This is a genomic window from Pseudomonas sp. 2FE, assembly GCF_005503735.1.
GTDB lineage: Bacteria > Pseudomonadota > Gammaproteobacteria > Pseudomonadales > Pseudomonadaceae > Aquipseudomonas.
Genome location: NZ_SCMO01000012.1, coordinates 99,238 through 123,632 on the forward strand (window position 1 = coordinate 99,238; position 24,395 = coordinate 123,632).

The 24,395-nt window shown below is 61.4% G+C and carries 19 protein-coding genes and 2 pseudogenes; 6 read left to right on the forward strand and 15 right to left on the reverse strand.

Features of this window, described 5'->3' with window-relative positions:
• Window positions 1-69: 69 nt before the first annotated feature.
• From FFS12_RS16545 to FFS12_RS16565, 5 genes are all read right to left on the reverse strand, one after another.
• The gene (locus tag FFS12_RS16545) at window positions 70-1,749 is read right to left on the reverse strand and encodes an ATP-binding protein (protein ID WP_137888384.1); all 1,680 of its coding nucleotides are present in this window, start codon (window positions 1,747-1,749) and stop codon (window positions 70-72) included.
• 187 nt (window positions 1,750-1,936) lie between these two features.
• The gene (locus FFS12_RS16550) at window positions 1,937-2,872 is read right to left on the reverse strand and encodes a DUF4357 domain-containing protein (RefSeq protein WP_137888386.1); all 936 of its coding nucleotides are present in this window, start codon (window positions 2,870-2,872) and stop codon (window positions 1,937-1,939) included.
• Entirely contained in the window at window positions 2,869-4,173 is a 1,305-nt protein-coding gene (locus tag FFS12_RS16555; protein ID WP_137888388.1) for a restriction endonuclease subunit S, read from the reverse strand. The genes FFS12_RS16550 and FFS12_RS16555 overlap by 4 nt, the downstream gene beginning before the upstream one ends.
• Window positions 4,170-6,116 carry a class I SAM-dependent DNA methyltransferase gene (locus FFS12_RS16560; protein WP_218568988.1) on the reverse strand — a complete coding sequence of 649 codons (1,947 nt, stop codon included), beginning with the start codon at window positions 6,114-6,116 and terminating at the stop codon, window positions 4,170-4,172. The genes FFS12_RS16555 and FFS12_RS16560 overlap by 4 nt, the downstream gene beginning before the upstream one ends.
• Before the next feature lie 450 nt (window positions 6,117-6,566).
• Complete coding sequence (locus tag FFS12_RS16565; RefSeq protein WP_137888456.1) at window positions 6,567-7,481, reverse strand: LysR family transcriptional regulator; 915 nt, start codon at window positions 7,479-7,481, stop codon at window positions 6,567-6,569.
• A gap of 82 nt (window positions 7,482-7,563) precedes the next feature.
• Between FFS12_RS16565 and FFS12_RS16570 the strand changes: the two genes are divergently transcribed.
• The 3 genes from FFS12_RS16570 to FFS12_RS16580 all read left to right on the forward strand — a co-directional run bounded on the left by FFS12_RS16570 (window position 7,564) and on the right by FFS12_RS16580 (window position 10,271).
• On the forward strand, window positions 7,564-8,484 hold the full coding sequence (locus FFS12_RS16570; RefSeq protein WP_137888392.1) for a carbon-nitrogen hydrolase family protein: 921 nt from the start codon (window positions 7,564-7,566) through the stop codon (window positions 8,482-8,484).
• 63 nt (window positions 8,485-8,547) lie between these two features.
• Window positions 8,548-9,615 carry a nitronate monooxygenase family protein gene (locus FFS12_RS16575; RefSeq protein ID WP_137888394.1) on the forward strand — a complete coding sequence of 356 codons (1,068 nt, stop codon included), beginning with the start codon at window positions 8,548-8,550 and terminating at the stop codon, window positions 9,613-9,615.
• 35 nt (window positions 9,616-9,650) lie between these two features.
• Complete coding sequence (locus tag FFS12_RS16580; protein ID WP_137888396.1) at window positions 9,651-10,271, forward strand: LysE family translocator; 621 nt, start codon at window positions 9,651-9,653, stop codon at window positions 10,269-10,271.
• A gap of 1 nt (window position 10,272) precedes the next feature.
• Here the strand turns inward: FFS12_RS16580 and FFS12_RS16585 are convergent, their stop codons facing one another.
• Both FFS12_RS16585 and FFS12_RS16590 read right to left on the reverse strand, forming a co-directional pair.
• Window positions 10,273-10,560, reverse strand: a complete 288-nt coding sequence (locus FFS12_RS16585; RefSeq protein WP_137888398.1) for a hypothetical protein — start codon at window positions 10,558-10,560, stop codon at window positions 10,273-10,275.
• Window positions 10,561-11,289: 729 nt separating this feature from the next.
• Window positions 11,290-12,192, reverse strand: coding sequence for a LysR family transcriptional regulator (locus FFS12_RS16590; protein ID WP_137888400.1), 903 nt, complete (start codon window positions 12,190-12,192; stop codon window positions 11,290-11,292).
• 134 nt (window positions 12,193-12,326) lie between these two features.
• Between FFS12_RS16590 and FFS12_RS16595 the strand changes: the two genes are divergently transcribed.
• Window positions 12,327-13,085, forward strand: coding sequence for an SDR family NAD(P)-dependent oxidoreductase (locus FFS12_RS16595; protein WP_137888402.1), 759 nt, complete (start codon window positions 12,327-12,329; stop codon window positions 13,083-13,085).
• 76 nt (window positions 13,086-13,161) lie between these two features.
• Window positions 13,162-13,326 (forward strand): annotated as a pseudogene (locus FFS12_RS16600) (hypothetical protein); the annotation flags it as partial.
• A 331-nt stretch (window positions 13,327-13,657) separates the two neighbouring features.
• On the opposite strand, the pseudogene FFS12_RS20295 reads toward FFS12_RS16600, so the two are convergent.
• From FFS12_RS20295 to FFS12_RS16645, 8 genes and pseudogenes are all read right to left on the reverse strand, one after another.
• Window positions 13,658-13,816 (reverse strand): annotated as a pseudogene (locus tag FFS12_RS20295) (transposase); the annotation flags it as partial.
• A 25-nt stretch (window positions 13,817-13,841) separates the two neighbouring features.
• A complete protein-coding gene (locus tag FFS12_RS16615) occupies window positions 13,842-14,555 on the reverse strand; it encodes an NAD(P)H-dependent oxidoreductase (RefSeq protein ID WP_137888406.1) in 714 nt (237 codons plus the stop codon).
• Window positions 14,556-14,616: 61 nt separating this feature from the next.
• A complete protein-coding gene (locus FFS12_RS16620) occupies window positions 14,617-16,035 on the reverse strand; it encodes an aldehyde dehydrogenase family protein (protein ID WP_137888408.1) in 1,419 nt (472 codons plus the stop codon).
• Between the two features lie 84 nt (window positions 16,036-16,119).
• The gene (locus tag FFS12_RS16625) at window positions 16,120-18,219 is read right to left on the reverse strand and encodes an acetate--CoA ligase family protein (protein WP_137888410.1); all 2,100 of its coding nucleotides are present in this window, start codon (window positions 18,217-18,219) and stop codon (window positions 16,120-16,122) included.
• Window positions 18,220-18,237: 18 nt separating this feature from the next.
• Window positions 18,238-19,398 carry an acyl-CoA dehydrogenase family protein gene (locus FFS12_RS16630; protein WP_137888412.1) on the reverse strand — a complete coding sequence of 387 codons (1,161 nt, stop codon included), beginning with the start codon at window positions 19,396-19,398 and terminating at the stop codon, window positions 18,238-18,240.
• Window positions 19,399-19,417: 19 nt separating this feature from the next.
• A complete protein-coding gene (locus FFS12_RS16635; protein ID WP_137888414.1) occupies window positions 19,418-20,209 on the reverse strand; it encodes an enoyl-CoA hydratase/isomerase family protein in 792 nt (263 codons plus the stop codon).
• 62 nt (window positions 20,210-20,271) lie between these two features.
• The gene (locus FFS12_RS16640) at window positions 20,272-21,888 is read right to left on the reverse strand and encodes a 5-guanidino-2-oxopentanoate decarboxylase (protein WP_137888416.1); all 1,617 of its coding nucleotides are present in this window, start codon (window positions 21,886-21,888) and stop codon (window positions 20,272-20,274) included.
• A 211-nt stretch (window positions 21,889-22,099) separates the two neighbouring features.
• On the reverse strand, window positions 22,100-23,020 hold the full coding sequence (locus FFS12_RS16645) for a LysR substrate-binding domain-containing protein (protein WP_137888418.1): 921 nt from the start codon (window positions 23,018-23,020) through the stop codon (window positions 22,100-22,102).
• Window positions 23,021-23,635: 615 nt separating this feature from the next.
• On the opposite strand from FFS12_RS16645, the gene FFS12_RS16650 reads away from it, so the two are divergent.
• Window positions 23,636-24,385, forward strand: coding sequence for an ATP-binding cassette domain-containing protein (locus tag FFS12_RS16650; RefSeq protein WP_256657404.1), 750 nt, complete (start codon window positions 23,636-23,638; stop codon window positions 24,383-24,385).
• The last annotated feature ends 10 nt before the right edge of the window (window positions 24,386-24,395 follow it).

The window sequence follows — 24,395 nt, forward strand, 5'->3', positions numbered from 1 at the left end:
TCCTTCGGTTAGTGCCAGCCCAGCACGTCAGAGCGCGAGGCAGTTTGTCTTAAGTTGTCTTAAGTTTGTCTAGCGCTGAGCGTCTTTAGACGAACTCAACATCCATCGACCCTTGTGCAAACCACCTGATTTTTCAATGGTTTGGTCGCGTTTTGACATGGCATGAAGCAGGTTGCGGAATTTGGTTTGCTTCTGCTTTTCATCTAGAGCGTCCGAGAGTTTGTCTAGGATCAGATCCTTCAGCTCATTTCTCGACGCAGATCCGTATTTTTCAAGGCACTGCAAAATCAGGTCTTTGTAGTAGGCATCATCAAAGGCTCGATTACGGATGTAGTCGCCTTTGCTGCCGGTGGTTTGCGCGATCTGGGCTGCAGCGTAGTAATTCGGTTTGCGCCCCTCAATCAACCCCTGCTTACGCAGCAGTGCTGCAGCATCGTCAGTGATCGACTGTTTCTTCTGTACCCGATCCAGCAGCATCACGGTATTGAGCGGTAAGTCCTGATGCTCTAACAGCAGGCGCGTGTAGTTCTCATCGATCACGTGGCCGTAGATCTCCAGCACCACCTTGTTCGCATCAGACTTGCTGTAGTCAGGCAACGGAAAATAACGCTTACGCTGCGACAGGGTCATGGTGCGGATACCAAAACCCATGGTGTCGATCATGTTCAAGCTGACCATGGCCTGGGTCAGCCACGGATTGCGATACCGACTCGGGGTCTGCTCGCCGCTGAAATAATCCTCGGGCTTGCCTTCGAAGAAACCGCCGGCATTCTCGAACACCAGCCGATCAAGGCGCTCGGTCACCAGTATGCGTGAGCACCGCTGGTAATCCTGATGGGCGATGCAGTTGTGCAAGGCTTCCAGAATCACGCGAGTGTCGTATTTGCTGACCTCGGTGGCCAACAACTGGTTCTGCGGAAACAGCTTCTGGGGAATATTGCGGATGCGCTGCAGCACATGGGTCGTGGTCAGCAGGAAGGGTGGGCTGAAGTGCTCATAGGCCTGCTCTTCGCCCACCAGTTTCCAAGTGATCTGCGCCATGGGCAGAAAGTGAGTCGCCTCGCGTGCGCCCAGCAGCAGCAGCGCGGCATGGGTAATACAGCCCTGGATGGTGATCTTGGCCTTATCCAGAAAGGTCGGCACATCCCATCCAGCAATATCAGCAGCAAAGTTCGCCTCACGGTATTTCTCGGCAAATTTCTGCCGTGCCACCTCAATCGCAACCGGATCGAGGTCGCTGATTGTCGCGCCCTCGACAATCTGTGCCGACCAGTCACGACTATCAATCGGCTCCGCCAGGATTGCCTCTAGGCGCTCCTGACGCATCTCTACCAACGAGTCATCCAGGCGCTGCCAGGCCTTGTCGTGGGCATACACCGGCATACGTGGGCGATGCTTGGGAATATGGAAAACCCACACAGTCTTACCGGTATCGTCCGTGGTGAAGGGCTCAACGCGGAAGGCTTCCGAGTCCAGAGCCCGGCAACGCTCCAGCAGGCGCTGGCGGACGTTATCCACGGTCTGATTGTTGAAGTCCTGAATACCCACGATACACAGCGTGGCATCTTCCACGCCGATCACCAGATGCCCGCCCTCCATATTGGCGATGGCCGAGAGGTAGCTGATCACATCGCTGCCGGCACTGCCGACCAGGGCGTGGCGCAGGTTCTTGAACTCCTTCCACTCACAGGCGGCATTCTCCTTGGGGAAATGCTCACGCAGGTACTGCTGCAGGGCCACTTCGTTCATTGCAGATAGTCCAAAAAAGCGTGGTGAATGAGTCCAACTCAATTTGTGACGCACTGCGTCGCGAATTGGCTTAATCGATAGAAACGTAGCGCACTGCCTACTAAATCATCTTGTGCATGGCCAGAGCAGAGCGCTACGCCGCACACTTAAATTCCAATTGATCAGACTAAAAGGGATTGGGCTTGCCTCATGCTGTTTCCGGCTCGGATGTCACACTGTTCAACTGCTGGTCCTGCCAGGCCGCGTACGTCTGCCCTGTGCCTTCTACCAACCACGAAGTTCGGCCATTAGCTGAGCGACCGCTGACGACGGCGGCAGCGGCGCTGGGGCTGCTGAAGGCGCAGTCGTCGCTGAACAGCATGTGATCGCCGCCATCGGCCACCAGCACGCCTTCATCGACCAGTTGCTTGAACAGGCCCTGATAACCGCGCTCGGTGCCGACCCATTCGGCGCGGGCCTTGGAGCCCTTGAGCACGAAGAATTCGCCGTCGATTTCCTGGCCATGGGCGCTGATGCGGTGGCGTGGTACTTCCAGGGTGAAACGCGGTGAGCGGGTCACTGGCGCAATAGCGTTGATTGAAGCGGGCGCAGAAGGCTTGGTCAGCTCACGCAGAAAGTCGAAGCCCAGCACTGGCAACACCGTGCGGATCTGCTCCAGGAAGAAGGCCATATCGGCCTGGTCGGATTCCGGCAGGGCGACGTAGTCGTGGGCGGTGCCGTTGACCAGCTCGCAGCGGCCCAACTGCTTGGCTATGCCGATCAGCAGGCTTTCCAGGTACTTCACATGGGCCTTGGTCAGGTTCTGGTCCTTGCTGGTGACCAGGCAGACACGCTCCCAGAAGTCCTTGCCGCCCTGCTCTTCCGGGCGGTTGTGCTGCTTGAGACGCTTGGCCACATCGTCCGACTCGCCGATATACACCTTGGAGCGCAGGTTATTCTCCGGGTCGGGGCCGACCAGGAAGTACACGCCGGTACGCCCGCACTCAGGGCGCTGCACCAGTTCGGCCAGCTTGCTGCGCGGGCCGGTCAGCACATGGCCGGTCCAGTTCATGATCTCGGCGGTGAGCAGGCCGTTGGGCGTGCCGTCCACCAGAAACAGGCGGATGCTGCGGCCCTGGCTCATACGGCCTCCCGCAGGTCGATCTGGCCGGTAACGGCGGCGGTGATTAGGGCGGAGCGGCGCTCTTTTAGGAGTTCGATGCTGCGCTCGGTTTTCTCCACCAAAGCATCGAGACGACCACACTTAGCCTGAATCACTTGAGCGATGCTTCGCTGTTCCTCAAGCGGAGGAACCGTTACAGCCAAGTTGCTGATGACACCCATACCGATATTTTGCTGTGTCCCATAGCTCCAACTGAGGGCAACCGCCTCTTGGAAACTACGTGAGCGCATGAAATTCAGAACGAAGTAAGGATCCGAACTTTCCCCACAGCGAATGACGGCAAGTGGCGACCAGATGTTGAACTCCTCATCTGTCTCAACGATTGCTGTCACACCGGTAGTTGCACCGGACTTGATCATGAAAATGTCGCCACGCTGAGGGCAGTACTTCTGCGAGTAGCGCTTATGATCGTTGCGGGAAATGAAGCCCCGAATCTTGTCGAAATCGACCCGACCTGAAGAAACAGCCTCAGCCGAGACAAACGGCACTCCTTCATCCAGAAATTCTGGAGTTTCGTGCGGACCATCTGTAATTGGCGTTGACACTATGTGCTTGATCGACATCACCCGCCAATGCTCCGGCACCTCTCCCAGCCACTCCACGCCGGAGTCCTTCATCTTCACATTCGGGTCGAGGCCCTTGGTGACGGCATGGGTGATCAGCGCCTGGCGCTTTTCGCGCAGTAGTTCGATAAAGCGGGTTTTCTTCTCCACCAGCGCGTCGATGCGGGCGGTTTCGCGATCAAGGTAGTCGGCTATTACTTTCTGCTCTGAAATTGGTGGAAGGTAAAATTTAAATTTTGTAAATGCCGAGTTTGGAAGATGGGTTTGATTAATTCCGTCATCCCAGCTTAGAAAATAAGGATTCCTGTCTAGCAGATAGAACAAAAAGCGCGCACGACAATCTTGGGAAGAAATAATGCAGACCCGTTGATTGACGGCATAAATTCCGTTTTTTTCAACATAAAATGCTTTGGCCAGTGCCCGTCCATTGGGAAGGTCGCTCATCACCATCAAAATGTCATCTACGAAAGCAGGGCTCAAATTCTGCGTGCAGTATTTTTTCGCCTCCCCCTCTGTCGATACGAATCGTGAATTCACACAAATGAAGTCTCCCTCATCATCGATATAGGGTTCGTGGGCTTTCCCCGATTGAAAGCGGCCTACACTAGTGAGCAACTTAAACTCCCAGTGCCCTGGCACCATCCCCAGCCACTCCCCCTCCGACCCCTTACACGCCGGATACGGCCTGTAGTGACTCATGCCGTCACCTCACCCAATAGCGCAGCGATCTCGGCCTCCACGGCCTTTAGATCTGCATCGATCGCGGCCAGTTGGCGCGGTGGTTGGTACTGGTAGAAGTAGCGGTTGAAGTTGATCTCGTAACCGACGATGCCGACCAAGCCGTCTTTGCTGTCGGTCTTGCTGCGGTCGATCCAGGCATCCGGCACGTGAGGCAGCACTTCGCGGGCGAAGTAATCGTCGATGGACTGGTTCAGCGGCACGTTCTCGTTCTCGCGCAGGTCGGCATCAGCCTGCACATGGCCTTTGTCGTCCAGCACCGGCCGGGCCTCGGCATCGCGCTCGCCAAAGCAGGTCAGCGCGGCCTTCAGTGCGCCCTTGCCGAGTTTCTTGATGCCGGCAGCCTTTAGGAAGGCGGGCAGGTTGTCGAAACTACCTGCCACCGTGGCGAAGAGTTCGGCCTGATCGGCACCCTTGGTGTTTTCGTAACCGGCGAGTTTTTCCGGCGTAACCGAGAAGCTCAGGCGCAGTGGCCGCTCGACGGTGATGCGGCGGTAGCCGAAATCGGTGCTGGCGAACACCTTGCTGTTCGGGCCTTCTTCACCGGCCTCGTGCAGTTTGGCTATTTCGCTAATTTGCTCGTCGGCAAGGTACTTGCGCTTGCTGCCCAGGCTCTTGCGCATCGGCGCGTGCATGGTCGTGGCGTCGATCAGCTGAACCTTGCCCTTGCGCAGCGCGTCCTTGTGATTGGAGAGAATCCACACATAGGTGCCGATGCCGGTGTTGTAGAACAGGTCGGTGGGCAGGGCGATGATCGCCTCCAGCCAGTCGTTCTCCAGAATCCATCGGCGGATCTCCGACTCGCCCGAGCCGGCGCCGCCGTTGAACAGCGGCGAGCCGGACAGCACAATGCCGATGCGGCTGCCGCCCAGATCCACCGGCTTGCGCTTGGACAGCAGGTGCATCAGGAACAGCAGCGAACCGTCACCCACCCGTGGCAGGCCGGGGCCGAAGCGACCGGCAAAACCGAGGCTGGCCTGCTCGCCCTGCACCTGCTTCTGCACCTTCTCCCACTTCACCCCGAACGGCGGGTTGGCCAGGCAATAGTCGAACTGCTCGTGAGGCAGCAGATCGTTGGACAGGGTGTTGCCCAGCTTGATGTTCCTGGTCTCGAAGCCCTGGATCAGCTTGTCCGCCACCGAGATGGCGTAGGTCTCCGGGTTGAGTTCCTGGGCGTAGGGCACCAGGCGGGCATTGGGGTTCCACTCGTCCACCTGCTCGATGGCCGAGGACAGAAAGCCGCCGGTGCCGGCTGCGCAGTCGTACACGGTGCGCACCACGCCTTCGCCGTTGAGCGCCTGATGATCCGGCGCGAATACCAGGGTGGTGGCCAGGCGCACCACATCGCGCGGGGTGAAGAACTCCCCGGCGGTATCGTTGGCGGATTCGGCGAACTTGCGGATCAGGTGTTCGAACACCAGGCCCATCTCGTGGTTGCTGATGGCGTCCGGATGCAGGTCGATGCTGGCGAATTTCTGCGTCACCAGGTACAGCAGGTTGGCGGTTTCCAGCTTGGCCAGCCAGCCGTCGAAGGCGAAGTGCTCGAACACCTGGCGGGCGTTGGCGGAGAACTTGGCGATGTAGTCCTCCAGGTTGGCGCGGGTGCTGGTAGAGCCGACGCTGGCCAGGGCGAACTGCGAGACGTTGTAGAAGGTGGCACCGGCCGTGCTGGGCAGGATCAGGTCCATGTCCACTCCACTGGCCTTCATCGCCTCGTACTGGCTGCGCACCTTGTCGCGGGTGGGCTCCAGCACGCACTCCAGACGACGCAGCACGGTGAACGGTAGGATGACGCGACCGAATTCGGACTGCCTGAAATCGCCCCGCAGCACGTCGGCCACGTTCCAGATGAAGTCGGCTAGGTTTTGCTGGTTCACGCGGTATTCCCTGAGAGTGGCGGACATAGGCCAACACAGGGAATAAACCTGATTTGAGGAAGCATCCTGGTCGGCACAACATCACGAAATTGCAGTACGGGGCGAAATGCCGAGCAGCATAACGCGCACTTTGCGAGGAACCTTACTCAGTCCAGCGCTTGGCCGCCATGCCTGATCGTGAAGTTTTCGCCGAAAGCACTGCCCGGCTTGCCTGGGTAGCCCCTCTGCAGTTCAACATCCCCCACCAGGGCAACCGTCGTCATCTGCTGTACGTCCGTTGCACGCAGCGTTTCGCTCAGCCCGCCACGTCGTCATTTGCCGCCCCTCTGCTGCTCCCTACCCTCCACAAGAACGACGGAATCAGCTGGCAGGTTTAGCAGCGTCTGAATTCCGTCGATAAAGCCGCCTGAAAGCGAAACCTGGATGCACGGGGATGAGGGTGTGTGCTTCTGGAGCTGAGCGCGACCAACTAATCGCTCAAAGCTGGGCGAAACAGTCTTCGATCGCCTGCTTGACCTTGATCGCCGCGGTATCGACCAGCTCCGAGGTGCGCCAGCCCAGCTCAATCGGGTAACGGCGCAGATCCAGCGGGCATGGCAGCACACGCAGACCACTGATAGCGGCAATTGCGCGGGCGGCATGCTCGGGTACGGTGGCCACGGCAGCCGAGCCTTTGAGCAGATAGGGCAAGGCGGCGAAGTGCGTGGTCGAGGCGACCACTTTGCGCGCCAGTCCTAGCGCTGCCAGCCCCTCATCGACAATGCCGATAAAGCCACCGGAAGAAATCAGAATGTGCTCGCAAGCCACGAACTGGCTGACATCGAAGTCATTCAGCTCGTCGCCGTGCCAGGCCGGATCGACTAAACAGGCATAGCCGCCCTCGCCCACTAACTGGCGGCTGAGGGTGCGGCTGGAGAAACCACCGGAAGCAATCGCCAGGTCGACACTGCGGTCCATCAACGCCGCGGAGACAATCTGGCTGTGGGTCTGGCGAAAGATCAGACGCAGGTTGGCTGCCCGACGGGCAATCAGCTCGATCAACTTGTGGCCGATGGCGATTTCAAAGTCATCGGACAGGCCAATAGTCACGGAGCGGCCTTCATAGCTGTCGGTTTGCGGCGACACCATGGTCAGACTTTGCCGGCACTTGTTCAGCGCTTCGGTCACCACCGGTTTGAGCTGATTGGCCACCAAGGTTGGCGCCAGGCCGCGGCCGGTCCGCAGGAATAATTGATCGCCATACAAACCACGCAAACGTCCGAGCGCCGCACTGATGGCTGATTGCGTGACGCCAAGACGCAACGCTGCGCGGCTTGCGCTGCCTTCATCATGCAGCGCTTCGAAGACCTTCAAGAGGTTGAGATCGGTCTTTGCGATATTCATATGATTTATATCTATTAGTATCGAGTTGATCTTCATTAATAGCTTGGCAACTTTTAGCATCATGCCATATCCATTTCAGAGGGGCTTTCCCATGGCCAAGTCCACCGTAGCCGCACTGCAAATTGGCGCCCTGCCCACCGGCAAGGCAGACACCCTGGAGCTGATCCTGTCCTATGAAGCCGCGCTGATCGAATCCGGCGCCTCCCTGGTGGTGCTGCCTGAAGCCGTGCTCGGCGGTTACCCCAAAGGCGAGATTTTCGGCACCCGCCTCGGCTATCGGCTGCCGGAAGGCCGCGAGGCGTTTGCGCGTTATTTCGACAATGCGATCGATGTTCCCGGAGCGGAAACCGAAGCCTTGGCCGGCCTATCGACACGCACTGGCGCCAGCCTGGTGGTCGGTGTAATCGAACGTTCCGGCAGTTCGCTGTTCTGCTCGGCACTGTTTTTCGAGCCGCAGTTGGGCCTGGTCGGCAAACACCGCAAGCTGATGCCAACCGGCACTGAGCGGCTGATCTGGGGTCAGGGCGATGGTTCTACCCTGCCAGTGATCGACAGTGCCGCCGGCCGCATCGGCGCGGCGATTTGCTGGGAGAACCACATGCCGCTGCTGCGCACGGCGATGTATGCCAAAGGCGTACAGATCTGGTGCGCACCGACTGTGGACGAGCGCGAAGTGTGGCAATGCTCGATGCGTCATATCGCCCACGAAGGTCGCTGCTTCGTGATCAGCGCCTGCCAGGTACAGCCGTCACCGCAAGAGCTGGGGATCGATGTGCCCGGCTGGGATAGTGAGCGGCCGCTGATTCAAGGTGGCAGCCTGATTGTCGGACCGCTGGGCGATGTACTCGCCGGCCCATTGAAAGGCACTGCGGGCTTGCTGACTGCTGAGGTCGATACCGAAGAACTGAAACGCGCGCGTTATGACTTCGATGTAGTCGGCCATTACGCACGGCCTGATGTGTTCGAACTGAGCGTGGACGAACGGGCCAAGCCCGGCGTTAAGTTCAGTTAAGTGCCAGTAAAACCGATGGCCTATTGAAAGATTGATGATTGAAACAGCGAGGGCTTACGACTCATGAAAGACGTTAACGCACTGCTTGGCATCCAATTCCCCATCATCCAAGCGCCCATGGCCGGCACGGCTACGCCCGAACTCGCGGCGCAAGTGAGTAACGCCGGCGGCCTCGGTTCGATCTCGATTGCCGCGGTGAATGCGCAAGCAGGCCGCGAAATGATTCAGCAGCTGCGCAGCGCTACCTCGGCGCCTTTCAATATCAACGTGTTTTGCCATCAGCCAGCGCTGGCGAATGCCCAGGTCGAGCAAACCTGGCTGCAGTACCTTGCGCCGTTTTTTCATGAGTTCGGCGCCCAGCCTCCAGCCGAACTGCATGACATCTACACCAGCTTTTGTACTGACGAAGAGCAACTGCAAGTGCTGCTGGAAGAGCCTCCTCCAGTAGTCAGCTTCCACCTGGGCTTGCCGCCGCAAGGGCGTATCGATGCGCTCAAGCAAGCCGGCATAACGTTGCTGGCTTCGGCGACTTCGCTGGATGAAGCCCTGCAAGTGCAGGCGGCTGGGATCGATATCGTTGTCGCCCAAGGCTTCGAGGCCGGCGGCCATCGCGGCGTATTCGATCTGGCCAAGGTCGATGAGTGCCTGCCGACCGCCGAGTTGGTCAAGCTGCTGGTCAGCCAACTGAATATCCCGGTGATCGCCGCCGGCGGCATCATGAATGGCAGCGACATTGCCACCATGCTCGCGTTGGGCGCAGTCGCCACCCAACTGGGCACCGCCTTCGTGCTCTGCCGTGAGTCGTCCGCCAATGCCGCCTACCGCAGCATGCTCGACAGTGAGCGGGCGCGGCAGACGCAAATCACCACTGTGATTTCCGGGCGGCCGGCACGCGGCATCGTCAATCGTTTCATGCGTGAAGTCGGCGCGGACGGGCACCCCGAAGTCCCGGGTTTCGGCATTGCTTATAACGGTGGCAAGAAGCTGATCGAAGCGGCGGCACAGGCCGGTAACCACGAGTTTGCCGCGCACTGGGCGGGCCAAGGTGCCGCGCAGGTGCGTGCCTACCCGGCGGCGCAGATGCTGACCATCCTGCACGATGAATACCTGGCCGCGATCAACGCGATTTAACCGCCGCAGCAACCCAAACACGGGATAAACCCAAAATGGATATCGTCAATTTTCCCGTGTTTGCGGTAGCCGTATTGGCTCTGCATGCGATACCCGGCCCGGACAGCCTCTATGTCATGGGCCGCAGTATTTCCCAAGGGACGACGGCGGGAATGCTGGCGGCCCTGGGCATCATGGGCGGCTGTATCGTCCACACCTTGATCAGTGCTTTTGGCTTTGCCGCCTTGCTGGCAACGGTGCCGGGCTTCTTCGACATCATCCGTGCGCTTGGCGCGACCTATCTGATTTATCAGGGCGTCAAGCTGATCCTTTCCAAGGCCGACAAGACGGCACGCTTGGACACCCAACCCGCGGAGCTATCCAAGCTCGGTGTGTTCTCCGAGGCCTTGCTGACCAACCTGCTGAATCCGAAAGTGGTGCTGTTCTACCTGGCCTTCTTCCCACAGTTCGTCGCCGCCGATGGCCTGCATAAAACCGCTGCCTATCTGGCGCTCGGCGGCTTCTTTGCAGTGACTGCCGGGCTGTGGGCGCTTGGCCTGGCCATCGTCGCAGGTAAGGTCATCGGCAAACTCGACAACCAGGGACGCTTCACCCTGGTGTTCAAAAGAGCAGTTGGAACGCTCTTCGCCGTGCTCGGCGTTCGGCTGATCCTTTGAATTAGCTGCGACTGGCGACAGCTTCGGCACGCCGAGGCCGACGAGCGACGGCAATCAGCGCCGGAATCGCAGAGCAGGTGCGCATCAGCATGATGCCGATGGCGCCGCTGCAGGTAAGAGCAAACACCGGAAGCCCACCAATCACCGGCGCCGTCTGCCCGGTCACCGTGCGCGCCAGCGCCGGCCCCAGCGACAGATAGAAACCGCCCAGCGCCCATACACTGATATCCACCGGCACAACCAGTAACAGTGCGCGCCGGGCTTGTGGCGGCACCAGAAGCCGCGGCACCAGCGAAGCCAGAGCGCCGAGGCTGCGGACTGGCGGTTTCCGGCAGATAGCGCCCAAGCACGCTGTAGGCGACGAAGGCCACCAACAGCAAGACGAACACCAGATGCAACGGCGCCGGCGCAAACTGCATCAACACACTGGTTCCCAGCGCGCCTACGGCGAGGCCGATCATCGGTGCGACGCTGTTGATCAGCGCGCCACGGTCGCGGTCAATAGACGCGAAGCAATGTGCCGGTCATTTACGTCTATAGCGACGCCATAGAACGGGGACGCCACCGCAACAAAATTCGGAAGAAACCAGGGCATTTATCTCTCGGCCCTTGACGATCAAAAAAAGCGTCCTATGTTTGAGTCCTGAGAAAGCCAGACACCGCATGGGTTTATCCATGTGCCGGCTTGAACCTCTTGATGCGAGCTGATCGATTTGACCACTGAGGTCGGCCCCCCGGCTCCACCAATCCCAGAGACAAGCCCCGAGATTCGGGGCTTTTTTCTTTGTCCACTGGCCTAATCAGGCTTTTGCGACACGCAGCGCTGCACGTAGGCGAGTCATCGACCGGTGACTATGACCATGCGTAACCCCACCTAGCTTTCAGTAAATCCCCACGACACCTACTACTTCCGCCTACTTCCGCCTGGTGATTCCGGCACCGTTACGGGCGCTCAGCAGCGGCCGAAGGGAGGTTCGGCGCTCACTCAAAACCGACAGTCATCCGCCCGGCCTTCCTATTAAGCGCTCGCTTCACGCTTAATCAGCTCTTCCAACCATTGCATGAAGACTCTCACCCGTTGAGGCAGATAGCGGCGATGCGCATACAGCACGGAGACCTCCATCGGCGGCGGCAAGTAGTCCGGCAAGACTGCTATCAAACGACCGGTCGCCAGATACTCGCGCAGACCGGCAATCGGCGCTTGGATCAACCCCAATCCGCCGAGGCACGCCGCCTCATACGCGTCGGTGTTATTGACCGTGACGGTGCCCGCCATCGGCAACTGACGTGGCTTACCGTTCGCGAGATATTCAAAGCCAGCCGGGCGCGCGCCAAGTACCGACACGTAGTGAATGAGGCGATGCTGAGAAAGGTCATCAAGCGTGCGCGGGGTGCCATGGGCACTCAGATAGGTGGGGCTCGCGCAGTTCACCATTGCGAACGTGCCGAGCGGGCGCGCCACGAGTGACATGTCTGGCAGGTCACCGATACGGAGCACGCAATCGAAGCCCTCACGCACGAGGTCGACACGTCGGTCCGTACTGCTGATCTCAAGCTCGACGTCAGGGTGACTGGCAACAAACTCGGCAAGGCGGGGCATGACCACCTTCCTTGCCACAGCGGTCGGCATATCGACCCGCAGCCGTCCGGCCAGAACCGCGCCATCCTGCCGAAACAGGCCCTCCAATTCGTCCATATGAGCAAGCATGTCCTTGCAGCGCTCGTACAACACCAGGCCGTCTTGTGTGGCTTGCACTTTGCGCGTCGTACGGTGCAAAAGCCGAGCGCCAAGCAGGTCTTCCAGGGCCTGCACATGCTCTGAGACTGTCGACTTAGGCAGGCCGAGACTCTCCCCCGCCTGGGTGAAGCTCGACAGCTCCGTCACGCGTACGAAGGTTCGCAGTAATGCCAGCTTGTTCACTTGGTGTGGCGCCTTGGAGTTTGACTGTTCGGTTTGTCCGACCAGTATTTCCGTAAACGGCTTATTTATCACGCCTCAATCGGACAATAAACTCCACATCAGTCTCTTCAACCCAGGCACCAAGGAGTAAAGACATGAGCCGTAAAATCGCACTCATCACCGGCGCCAGCCGCGGTCTCGGGAAGAATACAGCCCTGCATCTGGCCGCGCAGGGCATCGACATCATCGGCACGTACCACAGCAAGGCAGCCGAGGCGCAAGCCCTGGTGAGCGAGATCGAAAGCCTTGGTGGCCGCGCGGCCATGCTGCAACTCGACGTGAGCGACAGCAGCACCTTCGAAGCTTTTGCGGAGCAAGTCGCCAATGCGCTGCACAAGGTGTTCGGCCGTGAGCGCTTCGATTTCCTCATCAACAACGCCGGTATAGGCACCCACGCAAGCTTTGCCGAAACGACCGAAGCGCAGTTCGATCAACTGGTGAATATTCAGCTGAAAGGGCCATTCTTCCTCACCCAGCAGCTGCTCCCCTTGCTCGCCGACCAAGGGCGCATCATCAATATCTCGACCGGGCTCGCACGTTTTACCCTGCCAGGGTATGCCGCCTACGCGGCGATGAAGGGCGGCATAGAAGTCTGGACGCGTTATCTCGCCAAGGAGCTTGGCCCACGAGGCATTACCGCTAATGTTCTCGCCCCTGGTGCAATCGAGACCGACTTCGGCGGCGGCGTTGTACGCGATAACGCAGAGGTGAACAGATACATCGCCTCGAACACCGCACTTGGGCGCGTTGGGTTACCGGATGACATCGGTGGGGCGATCTCCGTACTGCTGGCCGACGGTGGCCGGTGGATCACCGGACAACGCATTGAAGCTTCCGGTGGCATGTTCCTCTGATCGGTAGCTGCGCGGCAGCGTTACGGGCGCTCCGCAATGGATCGCCGGCGAAGGCATGATCCTCTCCGCCGGCGGTATCGAAGGCTGCCGCTCGGTACAGAAGTCCGACCTAATCCACAACGACCACATGCCGGATATTGAGGTCGATCCGCAGACCGCTCAGGTGAAAGCGGATGGGCAATTGCTCTGGTGCGAACCGACCGATGTGTTGCCACTAGCGCAGCGGTATTTTCTGTTTTGACGTTGTGAGGGGGTGTCCGGGTTTGCCAGCGCCGATACAGAATCCGGATCCACTTGAACGCTAATGCCCGCACGGCGGCTTGGTATGAACAACCCTTAGCGCGCTGCTGCCGGTAGTACGCGCCGGCCCAGAATGATGTGTTGCTTGTCTGACTTGCCCACTCCACCAACGCCAGGACGTGCCAGCGGCAGGGCACGACGATGCCGGGATCTTCGGTGAGCGGTGTCGCAGCCGGTGCGACGGCGAACCCTGAGTATTCGTTATCGAGCACAAGCGCACCCGCGGACTCGAAGTTAGAGAGCAGCAAACGTCATACGTTTGGGTCGAAATATTCGTAGTCCAGCCCAGCGGACTGGCGCAGGATCATGGTCTCGCAGAGCGCGTCTTCCATCGCCGGATCGTTATAGCCGAACCAGTTTTGCCTCAGATGAACGCGCAGCATGGCCGCCGATGGATACGCCGGACGGCCAGCTTCTCCCTTAGGGTGATAGGTGAAGCAGCCTGCTCGCAGACTGCTATCGAGTGTTCTGGGCCAGCGGGTAGAGCCCGTCGTCGAACTGACTCAAGCGCGGGAATTCGAGGGGCCGATCCTCGCCGAGGTTTTCCAGGCGCTGCCGATAGCTCTTGAGGAAATCCTCTCGGGCCTCGGCACTGATGTAGGGCACATGCCAGGCGACGAAAGGCGGCAGGACATCCAGCCCGACATAGGCCAAGGTGCCGCGCAGGATCGGCCGCAACATGTCCTCCAGCGGGCCATGGATGGCGCCCTCGCCGAACATGTGTTCACGCCCGCCCAGCGTCACCGAGACCAGCGCCTTCTTGCCGCGCAGACCGCCTTGATCGTAGAAGCGCTTGCCGCCATAGCAAATGCCGGAGACCAGCACGCGGTCGATCCAGCCCTTGAGCATGGCCGGCGCCGAGAACCAGTAAATCGGGAAGTTGAGGATCAGCAGATCGGCCCACAGTAGCTTGTCCAATTCTTGTTGGATATCCGCCGCGAGCGTTTGGCTCTTGACGCCGAGGCGTTGCTCGAGGGCGTAGACCAGGTACTCCGAATTCTCGCGGGCGGAGAAGTCATCGGCACTGGCCACCGGGTTCCAATCCATCGCATACAGGTCGGACACCTGCACCCGATGCCCCTGGGCTTGCAGCGTCTCGACCGCCTGATCGCGCAGGGCAGCGGTAAAGGACTTGGGTTCGGGGTGGGCATGCACGAGCAAAACGTTCATAGCGGTTCCTTGGAATTCAATACGGGTGATTCGGTGTAGGTCGCGCGGCCTGAGGCGGCGCTCACAACTGGATGGCCTTCACTTCGACAAACTCGGCCAACCCCTCTTCGCCCCACTCGCGGCCGTTACCCGACTGCTTGTAGCCACCGAAGGGGGCCAGATAATTGAAAGCCCCGCCGTTGATGAAGCACTGCCCGGCGCGCAATTGCCGCGCCAGACTCAGCGCGCGTTCCGAGCTGCCCGCCCAAACGGCACTGGACAGGCCGAATGGCGAGTCGTTGGCCAACTGCACGGCCTGCGCCTCATCCGCGTAGGGAATCAGGCACAGTACGGGGCCGAAGATTTCCTCCTGGGCGATGCGCATGCGGTTGTCGACGTCGGCGAACAGCGTCGGCTTCAGGTAGTAACCGCGCTCGAATTCGCTTGGCGCCTCGGCGCCGCCGCAGAGCAGCCGCGCACCCTCCTGCCGGCCAATCTGGATGTACTCGCGCACCGTGCGCCGCTGCGCGGCCGAACACATCGGGCCGAGAAAGCTTTGCGGATCGAGCGGGTCGCCCAGGCGCAGGCTCTCGCACTCCGCACGCGCCAGTTCCAGCGCCTCGGCGTAGCGGCTGGCCGGCAGCAACATGCGGGTCAAGGCGGTGCAGGTCTGCCCGGAGTTGATCATCACGTCCTGCACGCCGTAGCGCACGGCGGCGGCCAGGTCGGCATCCGCGCCGATCAGCAGCGGCGACTTGCCGCCCAGCTCCAGGCACACGCGCTTGACCGACGGCGCCGCCGCCTGGGCCACGCGCACACCCGCGTCGGTCGAACCGGTGAAAGAAACCATATCCACATCTGGATGCTTGGCCAGCGCTTCGCCGACCTTCGCGCCCGGCCCGCTGACCAGGTTGAACACTCCCGCCGGCAGGCCGATGGCCTCGATCATTTCCGCCAACAGGAAGGCATGCAGCGGGGTTTCCTGGCTCGGCTTGACCACCACCGTGCAACCGGCGGCGAGTGCTGGGGCGAGCTTGCCGAGCAACTGGTGCAGCGGGTAATTCCACGGGTTGATAAAGGCGCAGACGCCGACCGGCTCACGCAACACCAGCGAGTTGCCGACCTCGTGCACCTCGTCCATCAGCGCGGCGAGGTGGATGTATTGCTCAAGCCCCGCGATCGGCCCCTCCACCTGCACCGCGCGGCACCACTGCACCGGCATGCCCAACTCGGCGGTGATCAGGCTGGCCATTTCATCCGCCCGCGCTTTCAGTTGCTCGGCCAAGGCGCGGATATAGCCGGCCCGCACGCTCGAGGGGGTTGCCGCCCAGCCAGCAAAGGCCTGCCGCGCAGCCGTCACCGCACGCTCGACATCGCGTTCGTCACCCAGTGGCACCTGGCCGATAACCTCTTCCGTGCCCGGGTTGGTCACCGTGGCGCAACCCGCTCCGCAGGCGTTAACCCAAGCACCCGCGATAAACAAAGAGTCCTGCTTACGCATCCAATTCCTCCGCAAAAGGCCCAGCCATGCAACGGGCAGGCAGGCCGGGGCAAAACAGGCAAAAGTCCCGTGCGCCTGGCTTGCTCAAGCCTGCGCCAGGCGAATCAAGGCATCCACCGCGACGCAGCCCCGGCCATCCACCAACAGGGGGTTCACATCCAGCTCGAGCAGGCGCGCGGCGTGCTCGCCGGCGTAATCGGCCACGGCCCGAATCGCCGCCACCAAGGCGTCGATATCCGCCACCTCGCGGCCACGAAAACCCTGCAGCAAGGGCGCACTGCGCAAGCTCAGCAGCGCCGCACGGATCGCCCCGTCGGTGGTCGGCAACAACAGGCTGCGACTGTCCTTGAGCAGCTCAACCAGAATCCCGCCCGACCCAATCACCAGGGCCAAGCCGAAGCCCTCTTCTCGCTTGATGCCCACGATCAGCTCCGCCAGTGGCGGCGCTGCCATGCGTTCCAGCAGCACTTGATCGAAGGACACGCCGGGCGAGTAGCCGCCAATCCGCAGACGCATCTGCTCCAGCGCATTCTGCAAAGCCGGCCCATCCGCCAGGTTGAGGGCCACCGCGCCGGCTTCGGTCTTGTGCGGCAACTCGGCACTCACCGCCTTGAGCACCAGCGGATAACCCAGCTGGGCCGCCGCGGCCAACGCCTCGGCCGGAGTACTCAGCACGCCCGTTGGAATCGGCAGGCCAAAGGCCTGCAGCGCCTGCTTGGACTGCCACTCATCGAGCAGCTGGCCATGGCTGGTCAGCGCCTGCGGGCACAGCGGCAGCAAGGCCGACTCCCCCAGGGTCAATAACTTTTGCCGGCGCTGCCGGTAGCCGGCAATCCGCCCCCAGGCCGCCAAAGCATCTTCGACCCCTTGCAGCGCCGCCACGCCGTGCCCATGCAGACGTTCGCGGGCACTGGCCGGCAGCAGTTCGGGAAAGGCGGAGGCGACCAAACCGCTCTTGCCATGGCGCGCCAGGGCTTCGCAATACAGCTCCAGCAGCAGGTCGCATTGCGGCCGTTCGCCGCTCGCCTCGCCGGGATAATCCAGCACCAGCAAAGCGGCGTCGGCCGGGGTGCGCAGGGCGCTATCGAGCATCTGTTCGAGCGCTTCGCGGTCACCCCAGATGGCGGTGGTGAAGTCCAGTGGATTGACCAGGTTGGCGTAGCTCGGCAGCACCTGCGCCAGCTCTGTGTGCTGGCTGTCGTCCAGCTTCGGCAGGCTCAGGCCGTTGCGCTCGGCGTAGTCGGCAATCAGCCCGGCATCGCCGCCGGAACAGGCCAGCGCGATCAAGCTGCCACCTGCTGGAAGCTTGCCGCAGGCGGCAGCCTTCAAGGTTTCGACGAAGCTCACCGGGCCGCTGACGCGGATCACCCCGAGGCGCTCGAAGAGGCTGTCGTACAGCGCATCGGAGCCGGCCAGCGAGCTGGTGTGGCTGAGCGCCAGTTCGGCGCCGATCTGCGACACCCCGGTCTTCAGGGCGATGATCGGGATGCCTTTCTCCAGCGCCTTGTGCGCGGCACGGGCGAAGCCGGGAACGTTGTTCAGCCCCTCCAGGTGCAGGCCGATGGCGGTGACCCGCGGCTCGTCCAGCAGCACATCCATCAATTCGGCCACGCCCAGCTGCGCCTGATTGCCCACCGAGGCCATATAGGCCACCGGCAGCGAACGGTCGCTCATCGACAGGTTGTAGGCGAAGTTGCCGCTCTGGGTGAGCACCGCCACACCTTTCTCCACCGCCTTGCCGCCATGGGCCACCGGCCACAGCGCGGCGCCGTGCAGGTAGTCGAGCAGGCCGTAGCAGTTGGGCCCGAGCAGCGCCATATCGGCGGCGGCGGCGAGCAATTGCTGTTGCAGGGCCTGGCCCTCTGCACCGGTTTCGGCAAAGCCGGAGGCGTAGCAGATGGTCCCGCCCGCACCTTTCGCGGCCAATTCGGCCACGCAGGTCAGGGTCAGCTCGCGATTGGTGGCGATGAACACCGCATCCGGCCCGCAGGGCAGCTCCGCCACCGAGCGCACGCAAGGTACGCCTTCGAGGCTGTCGTGCTGTGGGTTGACCAGCCACATCTGGCCTCGATAGCCGCCCTCGGCGCAGCGCTTGAGTGCGCGCGCCATGCTGCGCCCGCCGATAAAAGCGAGGTGGCGCGGCGCGAGCAGGCGCTTGAGATTGTCGCGGATTGGTTGGGACATGACAGTTCTCCGGCCCGATCAGCGCAGCAGCGGCCGCAGCAGCTCGCGGGAAATGATGTGGCGCTGGATTTCCGAAGTGCCCTCCCAGATCCGCTCGATCCGTGCGTTGCGCCAGATGCGCTCCACCGCGCCTTCGTCCATCAGGCCCATGCCGCCGAAGATCTGCACCGTTTCATCGGCCACCCGGCCGAGCACTTCGCTGGCGAACAGCTTGGCCATCCCGGCCTCGCCGTCGGTCATGCTGCCCTGGTCCATCTTCCAGGCGGTGTGCAGGCACAGCAGTTCGGCGGCGCGAATTTCCGTGGCCATGTCGGCCAGCTTGAAGGACACGCCCTGGTAGCTGCCGATCGGTTGGCCGAACTGTTGGCGATCCGCCGCCCATTGCAGCGCCAGGTCCAGCGCGCGCTGGGCCTGGCCGACGCAGTTGGCGGCGACCATCACCCGCCCGGCGGTGAGCCAGGCGTTGGCGACATCCCAGCCCTTGCCCACTTCGCCGAGCACTTTCGCGGCCGGCACGCGGCAGTCGTCGAAGAAGATTTCGTAGGTGTGGTAGCCACGGTTGCTCACGCACTTCGGCCCGCGGCGAATGCACATGCCGGGGGTATCGCGGTCGACCAGGAAGGCGGTCACGGCGTTGCGCCTCTTGCCATTCTGCTCATAGGTGTCGGTGACCGCGAAGACTATGGCGAAATCGGCGTGGCCGGCGTGGCTGATGAAGTGCTTGCTGCCGTTCAGCACGAAATCCCCGCCCTCGCGCACGGCGCGGGTCTTGATCGCGTTGGCGTCGGAGCCGGCGCCCGGCTCGGTGAGGGCGAAGCAGTCGATCTTCTCGCCCTGCACGCAGGGCAGCAGGTAGTCCTCGATCTGCTGGCCCTTGCAGGCCATGAGGATCTTCGACGGCCGCGCGACGAACACATGCAGCGCCCAGGAACACTTGGCCAACTCACGCTCGATCAGCGCCTGCGACAGGTAGTCGAGGCCGCCGCCGCCGACTTCTTCCGGCATGTTGAAGGCATAGAAGCCGGCGGCGATGGCCTTGCCGCGAATCTGCGCGGCCAGCTCCGGGGACACCGCATCGGCGCGGTCGACCGCCTCTTCATGGGGCAGCAGTTCCTTCTCGACGAAGCTGCGCACCGCGGCGACCAACATTTCTTGTTCTTGACTCAGTTGGAAGTTCATAGCGCTACCTGCTGCCTGATTACCGGCCGATAAAGTGGGGGGAGCGTTTTTCCACCGCTGCGCGCAGCGCCTCGGCGCCGTCGGCGCTGCGCCCGCAGAGCAGGCCGGCGGCCAGCTCGGCTTCAAGCTGCTCGGGCAGGCTGCGCTGCGCACCTTCACGCAGCAGCTGCTTGGTCTGGGCGAAGGCGTAGGTTGGGCCGCTGGCCAGACGGGCAGCCAGATCGCTGGCACTGGCAAGCAGTTGTTCGTCGGCGCACAGCTCGCCGACCAGCCCCACGGCCAGGGCCCGTTCGGCGCTCCAGAGTTCGTCGAGAAACAGCAGGCGCTTGGCCTGTTCGCTGCCGATCAGGCGCGGCAGGTGCCAGCTGGCGCCGGCATCCGGCGAGTAGGCCATGCCGGTGTAGCCGGCCTTGAAACGCGCGGATTGCGCGGCGAGGCGAAAATCGCAGCACAGCGCCAGGTCCATCCCGGCGCCGACGGCGGTGCCATTGATCGCGGCGATGCTCGGTTTATCCAGGCTATGCAGGCAGCTCATCAGGGCGTGGGCGGTTTCCGTCCAGCCGTAAGTTTCCAGCGCGCCGCGGGCCTCGGCCGCGGCCCATTCGGCGAGATCGGCGCCGGCGCAGAAGCTCTTGCCGGTGCCGGTCAATACCAGCACGCGCACGCTGGGGTCGGCATTCAGCTGCTCGAGCAAGGCGTGCAGCGCTTGCAGGGTGGGAATGTCCAGCGCGTTGCGCTGCTGGGGCCGATTCAGGGTAATCCAGGCGATGCCGCCCTCCACCCGCGCCATCAGGTTCGCTTCGTCAGTCATACAGGCCTCGTTTTTTTGTGCTGGTTTTGTGCCAGGGAGGTAGGCGCAGCTCGGTGCTGCGCTTAGCGCCAATCGAGCTGCGGCAACAGGCTGGCGGCGTCCAACTCGACCATCACCGGCTGCGTGCTGGTAGCCAGATCGGCGAGCAAGGTACGTAAGCTGGCCGGACTTTCCGGCGCGTAATGGGCGACATGGAAACTGCGGGCCATGGCGGCGAAGTCGGGCGCCAGGATCTCCACGCCCAGGGGCGGGATCTCGCGGGCCACCATGTAGTCGCGGATCTCGCCGTAACACTGGTTGTTCCACAGCAGCAGGATGATGCCGACCCCGGCCTCGCGAGCGGAGATCAGTTCGGCGCAGGAGAACTGCAGGCCGCCATCGCCCACCAGGGCAATCACCGGGCGCTGCGGCACTGCCAGTTTGGCGCCAATCGCGGCCGGCAAGCCGTAGCCCAGGGTGCCGAAGCCGGTGCCGGCGTTGAACCAGCTATTGGCCGCGGGCGCCTGATACCCCAGCGCGCCTTGGTACACCGGCTGGGTCGAGTCGCCGACTATCAGCGGCTCGGGCAGGCTGTCGCGCAACAGGTCGAGGAGCGCCTGCATGCTGCGCTGCTTGGCCGTCCACTGGCTGCGCTCGCACTGGTTGACCCGCTGCACGCTGTCGCGCGCCCAGTTGCCGCGCGCGGCTTGCGCCCCGATCTGCGCCAGCAGCGCCTGCACGCCCTCCTGGGCATCGCCGAGCAGGGCGACCTCGGCGCGTTGCGCGCCCATCACCTGCAGGGGGTCGATATCCAGGCGAATCAGCGGCGCCTTAAATTGCACCGGGCCGAGGCCATAGAAGTCATAGTCGGTTTCGCCCAGTTCGGTGCCCACGGCGAGAATCGCATCGGCCTCATCGAACAAGGCGCGGCCATGCGCCGCGGACTGCACGCCATCCAATAGCAGTGGATGGCCACAGGGGAGTAAGCCGCGGGCGTTGCTGGTCAGGGCAACCGGCGCTTGCAACTGCTCGGCCAGTTGCTGCAAGGCACCGCCAGCGCGACGCGCGCCACCACCGGCGAGGATCAACGGGCGCTGGGCGTTGGCGAGTAGCTTGGCGGCGGCCAGCACGGCGGCTGGCGCCGGCGCCGGCGCGCTGGGCAACGAGCGGGGCAGGCAGTCGAGGGCGTCGACCGGCATGTCCAAGACATCGAGCGGAATCTCGATATGCACCGGCCGCGGCCGCGCGCAATTAAAGATGCCGAAGGCCCGGGCCAGCAGTTCAGGCAACTCCGCCGGCGACTGCAGGGTATGACTGAAGGCGCAGACCCCGCTGACCATCGCGCGCTGATCGGGTAACTCGTGCAGATGGCCGTGGCCCATACGCAGGTGTTCACGGCGATTGGTGGTGGAGATCACCAGCATCGGCACCGAGTCGGCATAGGCCTGACCCATGGCGGTGAGGATATTGGTCATCCCCGGCCCGGTGATGATAAAGCACACCCCCGGCTTGCCGGAGACGCGGGCATAACCATCCGCCATAAAACCCGCACCCTGCTCGTGGCGTGGGCTCACATGCCTAAGGCTACTGCCGTGCAATCCCCGATACAGCTCGACGGTATGCACGCCGGGAATACCGAAAATGGTGCGTACACCATAGCCTTCAAGCAATTGAACTAACGACTGAGCACAGCTGGTCATCAACAATCCTCTTATTCTTATGCGTAGAACAACCGGGTTAAACCCGCTGGTCTTACGTGCCGAGAACCGCACTACCTAGAGGACATGAATAATGTCCGCACTCGCCCAAAGACGGCCGGGCTGGTGCGCCGAGGTAGAGCGCGAGGAGACAGTAGTGCCGAGAACACAACGACAACAATCGAAAAATTTGCTCGCTATTGAGCAATTTAATTCACGCTTTTAACGTTCTACGCCCCCCTTGCAGGGTTTGCGCAGAAGTACTCAGCTGAGCTTTAACCCACTCACTAAACGCTTGTACCGCCGGCCGCTCAGCTTTCAGTTGATCGACTACCAGGTAGTAGCCGCTAGTGGATTCAATCTCCAGCTCGAAAGGTCGGATCAACAACCCGCGCGCCAAGGCTTCGCCACTCACCAAGTTATCGCCCATGGCGATGCCTTGGCCGGCGATGCAGGCTGACTGCACAAAGTGCGCATCGGAAAACACAATCCCGCTATGCACATTGATACCTGGAGCATTGGCGGCGGCTAACCAAACTCGCCAGTCCGAGTGATTAAACAAATGCAAAAGCGTCCACCGTCCCAACTCTTTTGGGCTCTTCAAGCCGCCCAAAGCATTGGCCAAACGTGGGCTACAGACCGGGAAATAGCGCAGCTTAACGATTTGCTCGACGTGCTGGCTGGGCCAGTCGCCTATGCCGTAGGAAATAAAAATATCCGCCCGCTGATCGCTGATGTCGCCTGGGGCCTGGGGCGAAATAAGGTGTAACTCTACCTGCGGGTAGAGCTCCTGAAACGCGGCGATGTGCAGGCACAACCAATAAGTCGAGAAGCCGGGCGGGCTGCTAATGCAGAGCCTGCCGCTAACTTGTTGGCCATCGAAACGTTGGCCGGCCTCCAAAATACTGGCCAGCAGTTGATGAATATCGCGGGCATAGCGCTCCCCCTGGTAGGTAATGCGTATACCGCGCCCGACGCGCTCGGTCAGGGCGAAACCCAGGGTGTTCTCGAGAATCTTCAGCTGGTGGCTGATGGCGCTGGGGGTCAGGTTCAGCTCACTGGCCGCATCGGACACACTGCCCAAGCGGGCCACTGCATCGAGTGCTCGTAAAGCGGTCATTGATGGAAAGTGCATAGCGGATTAATCAACCTCCCGTATCAGGCTCTGTCGACCTAAGGTTGCCGTGTGCAGCCCTGCCCCGACCGGTATCGATAGCGGGCTTGAAGATAGCTTGAATCCTTTGCCGACAACAGACCGCCCACGCTTAGCCTTGCGCTTTGCAACCCTATCTTTTTTCAGCGCCGCAGCAGCAGAACAGAGCGACCTCGACAGGGCATTTTTTAGGCTATGTCTAGGTTAAGTGTTGGAACCAGGTTGCTACCTGTAGGAGCGAATTTATTCGCGATGGGCTGTTAGGCCGGAGCCCGGTTCGCGAATAAATTCGCTCCTACAAGAAACGCGTCCACCTTATGCAACACGAAATGGGGACATAGCCATTTTTTACCGCAAACGAGCCCCGCCGGCAGCTTCAATTGCTGAATTAATTTTTACTGTAGCGCGAAAAAAGCTCGATTGACCCGCCCCCCCGTTTGGCTATTCTCGGAAGCCAAGACAGCTGGCTGATGCACGTCGGGACAGCACTGGCGCAGGGCGCCGCTGGCCAGCCTCTCGAGATGAAATAGCCTGGACAGGCTTACACAATAATAAGAGGGTCGATCCGTGGAATTGCACTCGAACTCAGCAAGCCCGGTGGTGGCAATCGACGATCTGCATAAGAGTTATGCCGATCACCACGTACTCAAAGGCATCTCCCTGCGCGCCAACGAAGGTGAGGTGGTTTCGCTGATCGGTGCTAGCGGCTCGGGCAAGAGCACCTTGCTGCGCTGCATCAACCTCTTGGAAGTCCCCTGTGCCGGCAGCTTGCGCATCAACGGCGAAGAAGTCCGGCTGAAAAAAGACCGCTTCGGCACGCCCATGGTTGCCGATGCCCGCCAGGTGGCGCGGTTGCGCACACGGCTGAGCATGGTGTTTCAGAACTTCAATTTGTGGCCGCACCGCAGCGTGCTGGAAAACGTCATCGAGGCACCGGTGTATGTGCTGGGCGAGGCGCGTAAGGAGGCGATAGCCCACGCCGAGCATCTGCTGGAAAAAGTCGGCCTAAGCGACAAGCGCGACGTTTTCCCCGCCTTTTTGTCCGGCGGCCAGCAGCAGCGCGTGGCGATTGCCCGCGCCCTGGCCATGCGCCCCCAGGTATTGCTGATGGATGAGCCAACCTCGGCACTCGACCCGGAGCTGGTCGGTGAAGTGCTGCGGGTGATTCAACGGATCGCCGAGGAAGGCCGGACCATGATTCTGGTGACCCACGAGATGGCCTTCGCCCGTGAGGTATCCAGCAAGGTGATGTTTCTCCACCAAGGCCTGGTGGAGGAAGAAGGTCCTCCCGAACAGTTATTTCTCAACTCACGGAGTGAACGTTGCCGCCAGTTCGTCACGGCATAGTGTGTAACGA

Coding starts and splice junctions, on each gene's coding strand:
- FFS12_RS16620 (WP_137888408.1), bottom strand. CDS start 16,035: ATGCGTAAGCAGGACTCTTTGTTTATCGCGGGTGCTTGGGTTAACGCC.
- FFS12_RS16625 (WP_137888410.1), bottom strand. CDS start 18,219: ATGTCCCAACCAATCCGCGACAATCTCAAGCGCCTGCTCGCGCCGCGC.
- FFS12_RS16570 (WP_137888392.1), top strand. CDS start 7,564: ATGGCCAAGTCCACCGTAGCCGCACTGCAAATTGGCGCCCTGCCCACC.
- FFS12_RS16640 (WP_137888416.1), bottom strand. CDS start 21,888: ATGACCAGCTGTGCTCAGTCGTTAGTTCAATTGCTTGAAGGCTATGGT.
- FFS12_RS16645 (WP_137888418.1), bottom strand. CDS start 23,020: ATGCACTTTCCATCAATGACCGCTTTACGAGCACTCGATGCAGTGGCC.
- FFS12_RS16580 (WP_137888396.1), top strand. CDS start 9,651: ATGGATATCGTCAATTTTCCCGTGTTTGCGGTAGCCGTATTGGCTCTG.
- FFS12_RS16595 (WP_137888402.1), top strand. CDS start 12,327: ATGAGCCGTAAAATCGCACTCATCACCGGCGCCAGCCGCGGTCTCGGG.
- FFS12_RS16555 (WP_137888388.1), bottom strand. CDS start 4,173: ATGAGTCACTACAGGCCGTATCCGGCGTGTAAGGGGTCGGAGGGGGAG.
- FFS12_RS16630 (WP_137888412.1), bottom strand. CDS start 19,398: ATGAACTTCCAACTGAGTCAAGAACAAGAAATGTTGGTCGCCGCGGTG.
- FFS12_RS16635 (WP_137888414.1), bottom strand. CDS start 20,209: ATGACTGACGAAGCGAACCTGATGGCGCGGGTGGAGGGCGGCATCGCC.
- FFS12_RS16550 (WP_137888386.1), bottom strand. CDS start 2,872: ATGAGCCAGGGCCGCAGCATCCGCCTGTTTCTGGTGGACGGCACGCCC.
- FFS12_RS16560 (WP_218568988.1), bottom strand. CDS start 6,116: ATGTCCGCCACTCTCAGGGAATACCGCGTGAACCAGCAAAACCTAGCC.
- FFS12_RS16575 (WP_137888394.1), top strand. CDS start 8,548: ATGAAAGACGTTAACGCACTGCTTGGCATCCAATTCCCCATCATCCAA.
- FFS12_RS16545 (WP_137888384.1), bottom strand. CDS start 1,749: ATGAACGAAGTGGCCCTGCAGCAGTACCTGCGTGAGCATTTCCCCAAG.
- FFS12_RS16615 (WP_137888406.1), bottom strand. CDS start 14,555: ATGAACGTTTTGCTCGTGCATGCCCACCCCGAACCCAAGTCCTTTACC.